We start from the raw sequence: 15,109 nt of genomic DNA, 5'->3' as shown, positions 1-15,109 counted from the left end.
GAAGGAGTTATGAATGAGGGGCTCCCTACATACTTGCTATGGTCCGCTGCCCAGCGGGAAGACAGGCTTCGGCGCAGCGGATTGGAAACTTTGCTGGTGCCGGCAGAAGGTTCAGGACTAGGGAAGGGGACAACCCGACAGTCTGCGGAGGCCCGTTCGTACAAGCAGTATTACCGGGTCCGTGTATTTAACCTGGAGGTGCTGGAAATCCGGCCGCTCGGAACGGGGGCAGCAATGAAGCCGGCTTCTTTGCCTCCTGTCATCCGTGCGGGGGCGGCGCGGGGAAATGCAGTGGGTGAGGGAACTGCCTTGGCGGATATAGCCTTGCACGGTCAAGAGCGGATTCCGCACCCCCTGACGGAGGGGGAACCGCAAGGGGGCACAGCCGGTCCGCAAACCCGGCATCCTCCGGCCGCCAGCGCGGCGCGGCGGGGAAAATCCGGGATACAGCGGTGCGGGCGCTGTACACCCTTGGCCTGGACAGCGGCGAGGTGCTGCTGAAGACCCTGGGCGGCCGCCGCTACAGGGTCGACAAGGTCACGCCGCTCCGGGCAGGCTCCGGCGGGGTGCTGCCGGAGCCCTACCGCGCGGCCTCGCTGGCGCTGGCCCGCTCCCTGGCTCTGGAGCAGCCCGGCCGTCCCGGGCTGCTGATGGGCATGGACCCGGAGTTCCTCCTGCTCCGGGAATCCACAGGCCGCGCCGTGCCGGCGTCGCGGTACCTGCCCATGGACGGCGTCGCCGGCTGCGACGCCGGGCCTCCGGGAACGCGCGGCGCGTTCCCGGTCGCCGAGCTGCGCCCTGCACCGCGCGGGGAACCGCGCGCGCTGCTGGCGCAGCTGATGTCCGCCGCGCGCACGGCGGACCGGCTCATCCAAGACCGCTCGCTGCGCTGGCGGGCGGGAGGCATGCCGCTGCCGGGCTGGGCCCTCGGCGGCCATCTGCACTTCAGCGGCGTGACGCTGTGCGCGCCGCTTCTGCGCGCGCTCGACAACTACCTCGCGCTGCCGCTGCTGCTGCTGGAGGACGCCCGTGCGGCAGCACGGCGTCCGAGGTACGGGGGGCTCGGCGATTTCCGGCTTCAGCCGCATGGCGGCTTTGAATACCGGACCCTGCCGAGCTTCCTGGTGTCCCCGGTCATCGCCAAAGGTGCGGTCTTCCTGGCTCACCTGATTGTGAGCCGCTATGAAGACCTCACCCTGCGGCCGCTCGACCGGGAAGACCTGCATGCCGCCTACTATAGCGGCGACAAACCGCCGCTGCGCGCCGCGTTCCCTCCGCTTGCGGCGCAGCTCCGCGCACTGCCTGGCTATGCGCAGGCAGCGCGTTATATAGAGCCGCTGTTCAGCTATATTGCCGCTGAACAGACCTGGGATGAGTCCCGCGACATCCGCGGGCTGTGGTGCGGCAAACTGCGCTCAAGTGAGCAGGATATGGCGCAATAAGGTGCCCAGACGCCCCGGCTGCAGTCAAATCAAAGGTATTTTTACCTTTGATTCGCCCCAACGGTAGTGTCAAGAAGGTTGTGTATAGAGAATAGTTTCTTCCCGACACTTCGTTTGCTGGTTAGGTGGAAAAAGTATCACTAATTTGTCTGAGCATCAAGCAACCCGGGCAGCTAAGTGGAAAAAGGTACACTAATTCAGCCCACTTCGCTCTAAATAAGGGAATATTACCGAATTAAGTTCCCTTTTTCCACTTAATCCTCACGATTGTTTATTTATGAGGAAATTAAGCTCCCTTTTTCCACTTGGCCATCCCCGTTGCCGAAACCAAAGGCATATTTACCTTTGATTGCACCCCCAACTCCCCGGGACCGGCGAATCAAGGGTAATTTACCTTTGATAGCGCCCCAGTGCCCCGGTGCAGTCAAATCAAAGGTATTTTTACCTTTGACGCATCTCTTCCAGACTAAGGTAAGGGTAAGGACTCTGGTATTGGATGCCTTTGGAAACAACCCCATTTTTTTAAAAACCAAGATTCACCGGCAATCAAACATAGAGCATCGTCCAGAACCCGATATCCTGATATCCAAGCTTGCGGTAGATCAGAGCGGCCTGCGGATCGTTGTAGAACAGGCAGGGGGTGCGGCCTTCATGCAGCATATCGGCACTTAGGCGGGCAACCAATCGGCTGGCCAGTCCCTGCCCTCTGTATGCGGGGTGTGTGGCAACGGCTACGACCATAGCCGACATCGAGCTTTCTGCTGCAGTAGAGGCTGTGGCGATCACCTTTCCATCCTGTTCCATATAGTAGGTCCGGCCCGTGCCGGTCTCCAGTGTTTTCCGCAGGCTGCTGCGCGAATCCTCCGGGTTGTTGTCGAATTCCTCAATCTGGTCGGTGAGCGAACAGATTGCATCGACATCGTCTGTGGTTGCTTGGCGGATGGCATGTGCGGATGCTGCGGTTGTGGTCGGTGTGCTGTTCAGCTCCCGCAGCTCGGCGAACCGCATTTGCTTTTCCTTGCGGATGTTCAAATGTTCCGCCACAGCCCGGACTGTTTCTGCTGAACCGGATACCATCTCAAATTTCGGGCCCGCCTGCATCAGCTCCGCGAATCCCGCCGCATCAAAAGGTCCGTCGGCGTAAGGAATAAAGCTTCCATAAAAGCGCAGCAATACAGCAATTAACTGGCCATCCTCCTCACGGAAGTCGCCCCACAGCTCCATAAACTCCTGTTCAAACCCAAAATTCTCCACATCCCCGATGATAAACAAATTCAATGCGGGCTCTTTGCTAACCAGCGTCATCAGCGGCGCACGGTCAGCTTCCCCAAGCTTCCGGATCATCCGATCTCCTCCTTGTTATCTCTGAATCCATTCTAGTTACGTTAAACTTCAGAATTGCACCAGGCACTGACCAGTCCGCCGTACTGCGCGATATATGCCCAGTGGTTCAGTACAACGCGTGCCAGGAGATTATTGTGCGCGTTGCGAACATCGCAACTCTATCCTGTTGAAATGATTTTATCCACTATATAAATTGAACTTGTGATTTTTCTATTTGGGATGGGCCATGACTCCAGAGAATGTTTGGACTTCCGGCCGCTGCCCATCTGCAGATTTCTTGATTGTAACCCGCTGTTCGCGGTGGAAATCCGCAGCCTGCCGATGCTGAAGATAGCGAGCTTTCCTACGGGAAGCTTTCAGGCAAACGCATCCGCTCCTTTACAGACAAGCTTTAGTGAGAAACGGTAACACACGGGTTGATATGGAAGATTGTGAGTTCCAGCCTTCTCTTCCGCCGCTTTTCCCTGTTTGGATATTTTCAAATTCAATCTATATAGAAGGACGGTGAGGCTGCTTCTGCTGGTCAATTTGGAAGTTTAGCTTACTTAGCGTACATAGTGATTTTACTGCATCCTGAATCAAAAGCACACTTTTAAACCTTAATGCATTGGGCTTCCATTGATTTCACATGGTTTTTCGGCCTGTCTTTCATTGGGGCATTTCCGGTACCCGGCAAGGCAGCTCTTGTGAAGAGCGCGGCCGGGGTAACTTTGCCGGACCACTTTCTGCTATAATAGAGAACAGTATGAAGTAGGCATGGAGGTTAACGATGGCAAATTATACGCCGATGATACAGCAATATCTGAAAGTGAAGGAAGGAGCCAAGGATGCTTTCCTTTTCTTCCGTCTGGGCGATTTCTATGAAATGTTTTTTGAGGATGCGATTCTTGCTTCCAAGGAGCTTGAGATCACATTAACAGGCCGCGAGGGTGGAGGCGAAGAGCGCATTCCCATGTGTGGTGTGCCTTACCATGCCGCCGAGGGGTACATACAGCGCCTGATTGAAAAAGGCTACAAGGTCGCCATCTGCGAGCAGCTGGATGATCCGGCAGTAACGAAGGGGATGGTCCGGCGCGACATTGTCCGCGTAGTGACACCGGGAACGGTGATGGACGGGAAGATCATTGCCGACAAAAACAACAATTACCTCGTCTGTGTGACTGAAGAGGACGGGATGATGGCACTCGCTGCTTGTGATTTGACCACAGGTGAGCTGTATGTCACTTCTGTGCTCTCGGGTGCCGAATGGCTGAGGGATGAAATCGGCATTTATGAGCCGGCCGAGATTATCGGGGATGCCGCGCTGCTGGACATGCTGCGGAGTGAAGCATCGCTGCTCGCGAAGCCGGTTGTCTATACTCCGTGGGAGAAGCGCGAAGAAGAGCTGGCCCGCCGCCAGTTCGGTGAAGCCGCCTGGGTGCGTCTGGAGAAAGAGCGCGGCCTGTGCCTGGCGCTGCTGATCTCCTATCTGAGCGAAACCCAGCGGCGCTCCCTGGGTCAGCTGAGCCAGATTTCGCCGTATGAACCGGGGAATTATATGATTCTGGACCCGTTCACCCGGCGCAATCTGGAGCTGACCGAAACCGTGCGCGAGCGTTCCAAAAAAGGCTCGCTGCTCTGGCTGCTTGACCGTACCGAAACATCGATGGGCGGCCGTCTGCTGCGCCGCAGAATTGACAAGCCGCTTCTGCAGCGTGCGCCGATTGAACGGAGGCTGGAGGCGGTCGACTATTTGTACAACCAGTTTATCGTGCGGGAGGATCTGCGCGGAGCGCTCAAAGAGATCTACGATCTGGAGCGGCTGGTTGGACGGATCGCCTTCGGCAGCGCCAACGGGCGTGACATGAATGCGCTGAAGCTGTCGCTCGCCCAGATTCCGGCGCTGAAGGACATGTGTATGGCATCCGGCTCGGCGACGCTGCGGGAGATTGGCGCCAGCATGGATGTATGTGCCGAGCTGCGCGAGGATATCGACCGGGCAATCGTTGAAGAAGCTCCTGTATCGGTGCGGGATGGCGGAATTATCCGTGCAGGCTACCATGAACGTCTGGATGAGCTGAGGGAGGCCAGCAGCAGCGGAAAACGCTGGATTGCCGAGCTGGAGGCCAAGGAGCGCCAGGCCACTGGGATCAAATCCCTGAAGATCGGCTATAACAAAATCTTCGGCTATTATATTGAAATCACCCGCTCCAACCTGTCTTCCCTGCCGGAAGGAAGATATGAGCGCAAGCAGACGCTGGCGAACACCGAGCGTTTCGTTACACCGGAGCTGAAAGAGAAAGAAGCCTTGATCCTGGAAGCACAGGACAAGATGACCGATCTGGAATACAGCCTTTTTATCGAGCTGCGTGACCGGATCAGTGCGCAGATCCCCCGGCTTCAGGCATTAGCCGAAAAGGTGGCCGAGATCGATGTGTACCAGTGCCTGGCGGCGGTCAGCGCCGAACACCGCTTTGTGAAGCCCAAGCTGACGGACGGCTATGATCTGCGGATTACGGGCGGGCGCCATCCGGTAGTGGAGGCGGTGCTGAAGGATGCGGCTTTTATTGCCAACGGCAGCACGCTCAGCAAGGATGAAGGCAATATACTTCTGATCACCGGCCCGAACATGGCGGGAAAAAGCACTTACATGCGCCAGGTTGCCCTCATCTGCATCCTGGCCCAGATTGGCTGCTTTGTTCCGGCAGGCAGTGCGGAGGTTCCGCTGATCGACCGCATCTTTACGCGGATCGGTGCTGCGGATGATCTGATCGGCGGACAGAGCACCTTTATGGTGGAGATGGCGGATATCCAGGTCATGACCGAAAAAGCAACGGCACGCAGTCTGATCATCATCGACGAGCTGGGCCGGGGCACATCAACAAGCGAAGGGATGGCGATTGCCCAGGCGGTGATTGAATATGTGCATGACACCATCGCCTGCAAGGCCTTGGTCTCGACGCATTTTCATGAGCTGGCCCATCTGGAGCAGAGCCTCCAGGGACTGCGCAACTACTCGATGGCAGTACAGGAAAGCGGCGACAAAGTCAACTTTCTGCGCAAGCTCGTGCCGGGAGCGGCAGACAGCAGCTACGGGATTTATTGCGCCCGTCTGGCAGGCCTTCCCGAAGGCATTATTGACCGGGCGTACGGACTGCTTCAGAGTATTGAGCAGGCAGCCCCTCCGGGAACGGTGTCGCTCAATTATGGCTCAGGCTATACTGAACATACCGGACAGGGTATTCAGGAGAAGCAGGAACTCGCTGTGCCGCCGAATTCCGGAGAAGGCCCGGCCGCCGGAGGCCAAGCCTATGCCTCCACACGCAGCGGGTCAGTACATTCAGGCGGCGGTTCGTCCGATGCTTCCTTGGCGGCTGTCCGGTTAGAAACGGCCGTTTCGCTTGCCTCTTCCGCAGCGGAGGAGGACAATGAGGTTGTTCAGCTCTCCATTTTTGGCGAGGAAGAGCCGCGCAAGAACCGCAAGGGCGGGGCAGCCGCTCCGGCGGTCAAGGAGAATCCGCTGGTTAAAGAGCTGATCTCTGCCGTTCAGAGCGCAGACCTCATGAATATGACGCCGCTGCAGGCGATGGGCCTGCTGAACGAGTTGAAGATGAAGGCGAAGGAGCTATAGGGCTGCGTGTTCGCTTAAGTGAATACTTGCGTGTTCACTTTACGTTTCTCAGAGATTCTAACTGTATTTCATACAACTAAAAGGTGCTTTTTTTGCGCTGAGACCCGTTTAGTTGCAATCCGTGCAATTAATTTAGAAAGTTATTGCGTAAAAAAGGTTTTCCACCAATTTTAACTGCATCGAGTACATTTATAACTGAAAATATCAGTTTAAGCATCCTTTTAATTGCTGAAAATGCAGTTATCAGGTATCGCTGGGTGATACAAAAGAGATTTATAACAGCTTAATCGCGAGGTGAAATGAATATGGCCAAAATTCATGTGCTTGATGAGCATATTGCCAACCAGATTGCTGCGGGGGAAGTGGTGGAGCGGCCCGCTTCGGTCGTTAAGGAGCTTGTGGAGAACGCCATCGACGCCGGAAGCACCCGCATTGAAGTGTCTGTAGAGGAAGGCGGGCTGCAAAGCATCCGGGTGAAGGACAACGGCTCGGGTATTGATCCCGAGGATTGCGAAACGGCTTTCTACCGTCATGCAACAAGCAAAATCCTGAACGGCAGGGATTTGTTTCAAATCACCTCCCTCGGATTTCGCGGGGAAGCCCTGCCCAGTATCGCTTCCGTGTCGAAGCTGTCCCTGCTTACTTCAAGCAATGAGGACGGCAAGGGCAGGGCTCTGGACATCGAAGGAGGCAAGCTGATCCGCAATGAGGACGAGCCATCGGGCAAGGGCAGTGATCTTGCGGTAAGGGAATTATTTTATAATACTCCGGCAAGGCTGAAATATATGAAAAGCGTACAAACGGAGCTGGGGCATATTTCCGACACCATGTACCGCGTGGCGCTGGCGCACCCGTCCATCTCCTTCACGCTGCATCATAACGGCAATCAGCTGCTGCATACGCTTGGAAACGGTGACCTGCTGCAGGTCATTGCCGCCGTGTACGGCACCTCTGCGGCCAAGGCGATGCTGCCGCTTGCTGCGGAAGACCCGGATTACCGGATTTCCGGCTATGTCAGCCGCCCGGAGTGGACCCGTTCGAACCGCAATGCGGTCACTACGATTGTTGGGGGCGCTACATCCGCAGCAACGGGCTGAATGCAGCGATTATGCGGGCCTATCATACGCTCCTGCCGATCAACCGCTACCCGCTGCTGGTTCTGCAGCTGGAGATGCACCCGTCCCTTGTCGACGTCAATGTTCATCCTGCGAAGCTGGAGGTCCGCTTCAGCAAGGAGGCGGAGCTCTATGCCTTCGTAGAGCAGGAAATCCGCAAGGTGCTGCTGGGACAGAGCCTTATTCCCCGGCCAAGCAAAGAAATCATTGGCGCCAAGGGCAGCAGCTCCTTTATCCAGGAGCAGTTTGCTTTTCCCAAGGGCGCGGTTCCGCCTCCGCCTCAGGAAGAGGCCTTGGGCCGGAGCGCCGCAGAGCCCGGCTATCCGCGGACCGGGCAAGCTCCAGCGCCCGGAGGTGCTGTGCCTGTAAGCGGAGCGGGCGGCAGCGAGCCGCTCCGTTCCCCGGGGGCGCTCGGCGGCCTGCCGCTGCCGCCCCTGGATGGGGGCCGCAGCGGCGGCAATGACGCGCCGCTGTTTGGCGCAGCCGCAGCCGGGGCTGCGCCGTATAGCAGCAGCTCCGGCCTGAGCTCCCAGTCGCGGGAGCGGGCGGCTGCATACAGCGGCAGCGCTCCGCAGGCCGCTGCTCAGCGTCGGGAAGGGGCGGGCAGCGAAAGCTACCGCCAATTCCCGCCGGTGAATCCCGCAAAGGGGCAGATGCCCTCGGCGGAGGAGCTGTATGCTCCCCCGGCACAGAGGATGCCGGGCTGCCGCAGTTTCCGGAGCTGAACTATATCGGCCAGCATCACGGAACATATATTATTGCCCAGAATGACAGCGGGCTGTATCTGATTGACCAGCATGCGGCGCATGAACGGGTGAATTACGAGTACTATTATGAGAAATTCGGACGCCCCGAGGACGCTTCGCAGGAGCTGCTGCTGCCGATTACACTGGAGTTCACGCCGTCGGAGAGCAAACAGCTCAGCGAGCGGCTGCACTGGTTCCAGCAGGCGGGGGTGTATCTTGAACATTTCGGGGGACAGACCTTCCTGGTCCGTTCCCTGCCCTACTGGTTCCCGGAGGGGGACGAGAAAGCCGTGATTGAAGAGATGGCGGAATGGGTCCTCAGCGAGCGGTCGATTGACCTTGCTAAGCTGCGCGAGAAATCATCGATACTCTGCTCCTGCAAGGCTTCGATCAAAGCTAACCAGAAGCTGACGGAGCATGAGGTGGAGTCGTTGCTCTCACGGCTCGCAGCCTGCCGTCAGCCGTATACCTGCCCGCATGGACGGCCGATTGTAGTATCCTTTTCCTCCTACGATTTGGAGAAGCTGTTCAAGCGTGTAATGTAATTGATCTATCTGCATTTGTTGTGAGCAGGAACGGAGGCAACATGATTATAACAACGGGCTTTGACCCGATCCCGGCCATCGAAATGCGGGCCAAAAGCCTTGCAGAGCGAACCGGTACTATGTATGCGCCAAGAGGCAGATTGTCCATGTCCAAAATGGCGGAACGCTACAAAGACGGGGAGATCCTGGTCGTGCTGCAAGAGTCAGTGCGGCTGATTACACCGGGCATGCCGCCGATGGAATTTCACCCCAGCATGGGTTTTGTCCGGGCCAAACGGATTATCCGCGGGGAGCCGGACCCGATGCTGGAGGCCGCCCGCATGGTCCCTGGCGACAGTGTGCTGGACTGCACGGCAGGGCTTGGCAGCGATTCCCTGCTGTTTGCAGTGTACGGCGGAGAGGCATCCACCGTTACTGCGCTGGAGAGCTCCCTGCCGCTCTGTGCGCTCCTGCTTGAAGGCATGAGCCACTATATCTCGGGACAGGAGAAGGTGAATGAGGCCCTGCGCCGCGTGCGTGTGGTGCACAGCGACCATCTTGCTTACCTGCGGGAGCAGCCGGACAACAGTATAGATATTGTCTATTTTGATCCCATGTTCCGTGTGCCTTTGACGGATTCGGCAGCAATATCGCCGCTGCGCCAGTTCGCAAATGCCGCTGCCTTGAGGGCGGAGAGTGTCGCCGAGGCTGTCCGGGTCGCCCGCAAAACCGTGCTTTTGAAAGAAAAAGCCTTAAGCGGCGAATTCTCCCGGCTTGGTTTTACCGAGCTGCTGCGGGCCAGCGCCAAAACATCGTACGGGGTGATATCCATTGACAACTGAGACAAGACGCAGGGTTCTGGTGCTGCTTGGCCCGACTGCTGTTGGCAAAACCAGGTTAAGCCTTGAATTGGCTGAGGCCTATGACGCAGAGATTATTTCTGGCGACTCGATGCAGGTGTACCGGGGGATGGACATCGGGACAGCCAAAATCAAACCAGAGGAAATGCTGGGAATCCCCCATCATCTGATCGATATCCATGATCCCCGGGATGCTTATTCCGCTGCTGAATTTCAGGAGCAGGGGACGAAGCTGATCGAAGAGATCAGCCGCAAAGGCAAGCTTCCTTTTATCGTCGGCGGAACCGGGCTCTATATTGAGTCCCTGTGCTACGGTTTCCGCTTCTCGGAGGCTGTAGCGGATGAAGCCTTCCGCAGCGAGCAGGACGCTTATGCAGAGGCCCATGGAGCTGAGGCGCTGCATGCCAGGCTGGCTGAAGTAGACCCGGAGAGCGCAGCCAGACTTCACCCCAATGACCGCCGCCGGATCATCCGTGCGCTGGAAATTCATCATCAGACCAAGGTAACTCTTTCGGCATCCCATGCAGACCAGAAAAAGGAATCTCCCTATGAACTCTGCCTGATTGGTTTGACAATGGACCGGAAAATACTATATAAACGTATTGAAGACCGAATTGACCAGATGCTGGCGGACGGACTCGTCGCAGAGGTGGAAGGACTGCTGCAACGCGGCTACAGCAGAAGCCTTGTGTCCATGCAGGGACTGGGCTACAAGGAAATTGCCGCTTACCTCGCGGGAGAAATGACGCTGGACGAGGCTGTGACGCTTCTCAAACGCGATACCCGCCGATTCGCCAAAAGACAGTTGTCATGGTTTCGCCACATGAAGGAGATTCAGTGGATCAACGTCGATGAGAGCCAAAACTTTTCAGAGAATTTTGAAAAAATCCGTGCTATAATAGCAGGAAAGTTTCTCTCAGGTCTTGAATATACTTCTGAACAATCTAATTGAACCATTGGGGGTACGTCATATGAACAAGTCCATTAACATCCAAGATACGTTCTTGAATCAACTGCGCAAAGAGAATATCCCTGCTACAGTATATCTGACCAACGGCTTTCAAATCCGGGGAATCATCAAAGCCTTCGACAACTTCACTATTGTCATCGACAGTGACGGCCGCCAGCAGATGGTGTACAAGCATGCGATTTCCACCTTTACACCGCAGCGCAGCGTATCGCTGATGCAGGACAGTGGAAGCGAAGAATAAGATTTACAGTCTTAAAGCGAAACCTTTTTGCTTATAAATCGTTTGAATAGAGAGTGCGAGAGAGCAACCTGTGAAGGTTGTTCTTTTCATTCGTGCACTCAATATCATGAACGTTCCGAAAGGGAGTCAGGAGGCACCATGTCCAGAGACGATATATCCAGGACGAACCGCAATAGAAACAGAGGGCAGTCATCAAGTTCGAGTTCAAATTCTAATTCTAATTCCAAAGGGAAGTCCAAGAAAAAGAAGAAATTTTTAACCAAGAGACGTGTGCTGTGGACGCTGTTTTTTTCCACGGCGCTGGCGATTTTTTGCGCGCTGGGCGGGTATCTGTTCATCATGCTGAACGGCCAGAAGCTGCTGGATGCGAACGAGGGAAAACTTACGATTAACCCTACCACGAAGATTTACGACCGGAATGCGAAGCTGATCGGCGAGCTGGCGCTGGAGAAGAGCGAGCCGGTGGAGCATAAGGATATTCCGAAACTGCTGATCGACGCATTTGTCGCTACAGAGGACAAACGCTTCTTTGAACACAGCGGTGTTGATTTATGGTCAATCGGCCGGGCGGCTGTGAAGGATATTGCAGCGCGGAGCATGGTCGAAGGCGGAAGTACGATTACCCAGCAGCTGGCCAAAAACATCTTCCTCACAAGGGATAAGACCTTCTTCCGTAAAGCGACCGAAGTGTCCATTGCCGTCGCTCTGGAGAACGAGAAAACCAAAGACGAAATTATTACGATGTATTTGAACCGCATCAACTTCGGCGGCACCATTTACGGGATCAAGGCGGCATCCATCCGGTATTTTGGTCAAAGTAATCTGAACGAACTCAAGATTTGGCAGATGGCCACGCTTGCTGCAATGCCTAAGGGGCCATCCCGCTACAACCCGCTGCGCAATCCTGAGCTTTCGAAGGAACGGCGCGGTGTGGTGCTCCAGCTGATGTATGAGCAGGGCTACATTACCAAGGATCAGATGGACGAGGCCAAAGTGGTGAACTACAACTACAAGCCGCCGGAAAGCAAACAGCGTTACCAGGCCTTTATTGATTATGCAGTTGATGAAGCGGAAGACAAGTTCGGATTGACCGAGGACGATCTGAATATCGGCGGATACAAAATCTATACGACCATGGACGCACATGCCCAGGAGACGGTGGAGAAAGCTTTTGCCGACAGCGATAACTTTGAGAAGAGCGCCGACGATGAGCTGGTGCAGGGCTCGATGACGATAATCAACCAGGAGAACGGCAGCATCGTGGCCCTCCTTGGCGGACGGAATTATGAGAAAAAAGGCTACAGCCGCGTGGACGGCAGCAGACGCTCACCGGGTTCATCCTTCAAACCGCTGGTTGCTTACGCACCTGCGCTCGAATCCGGAAAATTCACCAATAATTCCGTGCTTAGCAACGAAAAGCAATGCTTCGGCACTTACTGTCCAAACAACCTGCACGGCTATTCGAAAACCATCAGCATGGCGGCGGCCTTGACGAAGTCGGAGAACATCCCGGCTGTATGGCTGCTGAATGAAATTGGGGTCAATACCGGCTTCCAGTTCGCCAAAAAGCTCGGGATCAAACTGAAGGACGAGGACAAAAACCTCTCGCTGGCACTTGGCGGGATGAGTGAAGGTACGAATACTCTGGAAATGGCTCAAGCCTACAGTGCCTTTGCCAATGGCGGTGAATTGCGCGAGGCCTATTCGATCAAATCGATAACCAATAGCGACGGAGATACCGTCTACAAGGCAAATACCAAACCGGAACGCGTCATGAGCGAGAATACGGCTTACCAGATGACAGAGATGATGCAGAAGGTCGTAGAAGACGGCACAGGTAGAAAAGCAAAAATTGACCGTCCGGTAGCCGGTAAAACCGGCACCACGCAAAGCGGATACGATGGCATCAGCTCGAACCGGGACGTCTGGTTTGTCGGCTATACGCCGGAATGGACGGCTGCGGTCTGGATGGGCTATGACAAGCCAAACAAAAAACATTTGCTCAAGAACAGCAGTCCGCTCGCAGCGGCATTCTGGGGCAAGGTCATGGAGGAAGCCCTGGAAGGCGTTCCGGAGAAGTCATTCCCGCAGCCGGAAGGTACTGACCAGCCGGAACCGACGGCTACACCGGAAGCAGCGGAGCCAGTCAGCGGTCTGAATGCAGCCTATGATGCTTCAACCATGACCGTCAACCTGAGCTGGGAGCCTGCCTCTGCAAAAGGAGTGGAATACCGGATCTACCGCCGCGAAACCTCGGAAGCAGAGTTCAGCCCGCTTCTGAATACCGTTTCCGCAAATGTCGGGGATATCAGTGCAATGCCTGGCTTGACCTATGAATATTATGTCACGGCTTATTATCCGGCATTGGATGTGGAAAGCGAGCCTTCTGCAACCGTCACGGTTGAGGTGCAGGACGAACAACCGACACAGGAGCCGGAGGCAACGATTGATCCGAATCTTCCAACCGACGGAACGGGTAATGGCGGCAATAATGGAAACGGGCAAAATAATGGAAATCCGGATGGAAACAACGGGAATGGCAACGGGAATGGAAACGGCGGGGAGAACGGAAATCAAGGAAATGGCAGCCAGGGCAACGGGAATCAAGGAAATGGCAACCCTGGCAACGGCAACCCTGGTGATAACGGCAGCGGCGGAGAGTTTCCTTCCGGTACTCCTGAAGCCTCACCGACACCTCCTCCGGCAACTATTCCGCCTACTGATCCGGCTGTCACGACCGGTGCAGGCAGCGGCAACGCGGGTACTGAGGGGGCTACAGATCCCGTCACTGATCCTTCCGCGGGTTTCGTGGATGAAGGCAATGTTACACAGTAGTTGAATCCCAAACTAAACAAATGAAATCCACCTGCCCCGGCAGCTGTGATTCTCCTGGATGTTGCGGAGACTTCGGCTGGCGGGGCTTTTTCTTTGCCTTTTTCAAGAGCATCATCTGCCGCAATTTGCAAGGGATGTTTTGAGTGTATCTGGCAAATGTGTTAAGCTGAATACACCATTTCTTGAGAGGGTCATTCATATGAAACGTAAATTCGGAGACCGGGCCAACTGGCGCCGGATTACGCGCCGCCATTTTGCCTGCCGCTATGTGGAGAGCCGGGAATTCAGCGGATACATCACCCTGTATACCATTTATGGGCTGAAGGAACCGCTGTGGAAGAGCTACGGCAGGCATACATACCGCATAGCGGACAAAGGGTACTCATGGCTGCAGTATTTTCCCAAAGACAGCCACTATATTGTGACGGCAATGTTCGACGAGCGGCAAAACATCGTGCAGTGGTACATTGACACCTGCAAGGTTCAAGGGGTCACCGACCAAGGCGTGCCCTGGTTCGATGATCTGTATCTGGATGTTGTGGTGCTGTGGAATGGAGAGGTATTTCTGCTGGATGAGGACGAGCTGGAGGAAGCCCTGGAACGTGAGGATATTACGGACAGTGACTATAATTTGGCCTGGGCTACAGCAAGCAGTATTCTTCGCAGCATAGATGCTCATGCTTTTCCTTATTTCTCCCTTTCCTTGAAGCATCGTGCCGAATTGTTCCATCACGGAGAATTCAGGAGGAAATAAAAAATGGATTGGTATGTCTATCAAAGAGGTTCATCCCCGATTCGCAAAGTATCGCGCAAAGGCCGCCGTTCCCGGATGAAGCGCAATCTGCTCATTGTACTGGCGGTCTGTATCGCCGCCGGATTGCTCTGGTGCGCATCAGTCTTTGGCCGGATCAACAGCGCAGCAACGACGAATCCTATGCAGGAAGCGGATGTGGGCATTATTCTTGGTATGGCGATGTGGGGAGACAAGCCCAGTCCCGGATTACAGGAAAGGCTTGACTATGGGCTGGAACTATACCGGGAAGGCAAATTCCCCCGGTTTATTGTATCTGGCGGTCTGGACCGGGCAGATTATAAATATACCGAAGCAGAGGGAATGAAGAACTATCTGGTGGAGCACGGTGTTCCGGAGAACGCTGTCATTCTGGAGGACAAGTCTACCAGCACTTATGAGAATCTCCGGTTTAGTCAAAAGCTGATGAAATCCAAAGACTTAAACACAGCAGTCATTATTACACATACTTTTCACGGACAGCGCGCACTTGAGATTGCCCAGGAACTCCATTACAACCGTCCTGAGCTGGGGCTTACCGATTCACAGGTGATGTCGATGCTAAAGTACAAGACCCGCGAAATTTTGGCTTATACGAAATGGAAGATGCAGCAGCTTTTTCTGTGAAAAGT

General features: G+C 55.3%; 10 protein-coding genes and 1 pseudogene. 10 read left to right on the top strand and 1 reads right to left on the bottom strand.

Going from position 1 to position 15,109, the window contains the following annotated elements; genetic code table 11:
- Nucleotides 1-9 precede the first annotated feature (9 nt).
- Nucleotides 10-501 (top strand): hypothetical protein, encoded by a 492-nt coding sequence (locus JI735_RS26380; protein WP_202676591.1) that lies wholly within the window; start codon nt 10-12, stop codon nt 499-501.
- Entirely contained in the window at nt 453-1,442 is a 990-nt protein-coding gene (locus JI735_RS26375) for a putative amidoligase domain-containing protein (protein WP_202676590.1), read from the top strand. Before JI735_RS26380 ends, JI735_RS26375 begins: the two co-directional genes overlap by 49 nt.
- Before the next feature lie 546 nt (nt 1,443-1,988).
- Here the strand turns inward: JI735_RS26375 and JI735_RS26370 are convergent.
- On the bottom strand, nt 1,989-2,786 hold the full coding sequence (locus JI735_RS26370; RefSeq protein WP_039839675.1) for a GNAT family N-acetyltransferase: 798 nt from the start codon (nt 2,784-2,786) through the stop codon (nt 1,989-1,991).
- A 769-nt stretch (nt 2,787-3,555) separates the two neighbouring features.
- On the opposite strand from JI735_RS26370, the gene mutS reads away from it, so the two are divergent.
- The 8 genes and pseudogenes from mutS to JI735_RS26330 all read left to right on the top strand — a co-directional run bounded on the left by mutS (nt 3,556) and on the right by JI735_RS26330 (nt 15,104).
- On the top strand, nt 3,556-6,396 hold the full coding sequence (gene mutS, locus JI735_RS26365) for a DNA mismatch repair protein MutS (protein WP_039839677.1): 2,841 nt from the start codon (nt 3,556-3,558) through the stop codon (nt 6,394-6,396).
- Between the two features lie 305 nt (nt 6,397-6,701).
- Nucleotides 6,702-8,802: pseudogene (mutL, locus tag JI735_RS26360) on the top strand (DNA mismatch repair endonuclease MutL).
- Nucleotides 8,803-8,843: 41 nt separating this feature from the next.
- Nucleotides 8,844-9,623: a class I SAM-dependent methyltransferase gene (locus tag JI735_RS26355; protein WP_039836809.1), complete on the top strand. Its 780-nt coding sequence runs from the start codon at nt 8,844-8,846 to the stop codon at nt 9,621-9,623.
- On the top strand, nt 9,613-10,593 hold the full coding sequence (miaA, locus tag JI735_RS26350) for a tRNA (adenosine(37)-N6)-dimethylallyltransferase MiaA (RefSeq protein WP_039836808.1): 981 nt from the start codon (nt 9,613-9,615) through the stop codon (nt 10,591-10,593). Before JI735_RS26355 ends, miaA begins: the two co-directional genes overlap by 11 nt.
- Nucleotides 10,594-10,612: 19 nt before the next feature.
- A complete protein-coding gene (hfq, locus tag JI735_RS26345; protein WP_019910673.1) occupies nt 10,613-10,852 on the top strand; it encodes an RNA chaperone Hfq in 240 nt (79 codons plus the stop codon).
- Between the two features lie 138 nt (nt 10,853-10,990).
- Nucleotides 10,991-13,687: a transglycosylase domain-containing protein gene (locus JI735_RS26340; RefSeq protein WP_202676589.1), complete on the top strand. Its 2,697-nt coding sequence runs from the start codon at nt 10,991-10,993 to the stop codon at nt 13,685-13,687.
- Nucleotides 13,688-13,886: 199 nt separating this feature from the next.
- Nucleotides 13,887-14,441 carry a ribonuclease FAU-1 family protein gene (locus tag JI735_RS26335; RefSeq protein WP_020431125.1) on the top strand — a complete coding sequence of 185 codons (555 nt, stop codon included), beginning with the start codon at nt 13,887-13,889 and terminating at the stop codon, nt 14,439-14,441.
- A 3-nt stretch (nt 14,442-14,444) separates the two neighbouring features.
- Nucleotides 14,445-15,104 (top strand): YdcF family protein, encoded by a 660-nt coding sequence (locus JI735_RS26330; protein ID WP_051051982.1) that lies wholly within the window; start codon nt 14,445-14,447, stop codon nt 15,102-15,104.
- Nucleotides 15,105-15,109: the final 5 nt, after the last annotated feature.

The sequence above is a fragment of the Paenibacillus sonchi genome, assembly GCF_016772475.1.
In the GTDB taxonomy this organism is placed as follows: Bacteria; Bacillota; Bacilli; order Paenibacillales; family Paenibacillaceae; genus Paenibacillus_AQ; species Paenibacillus_AQ sonchi.
This window is presented reverse-complemented; position numbering and strand designations above follow the sequence as displayed.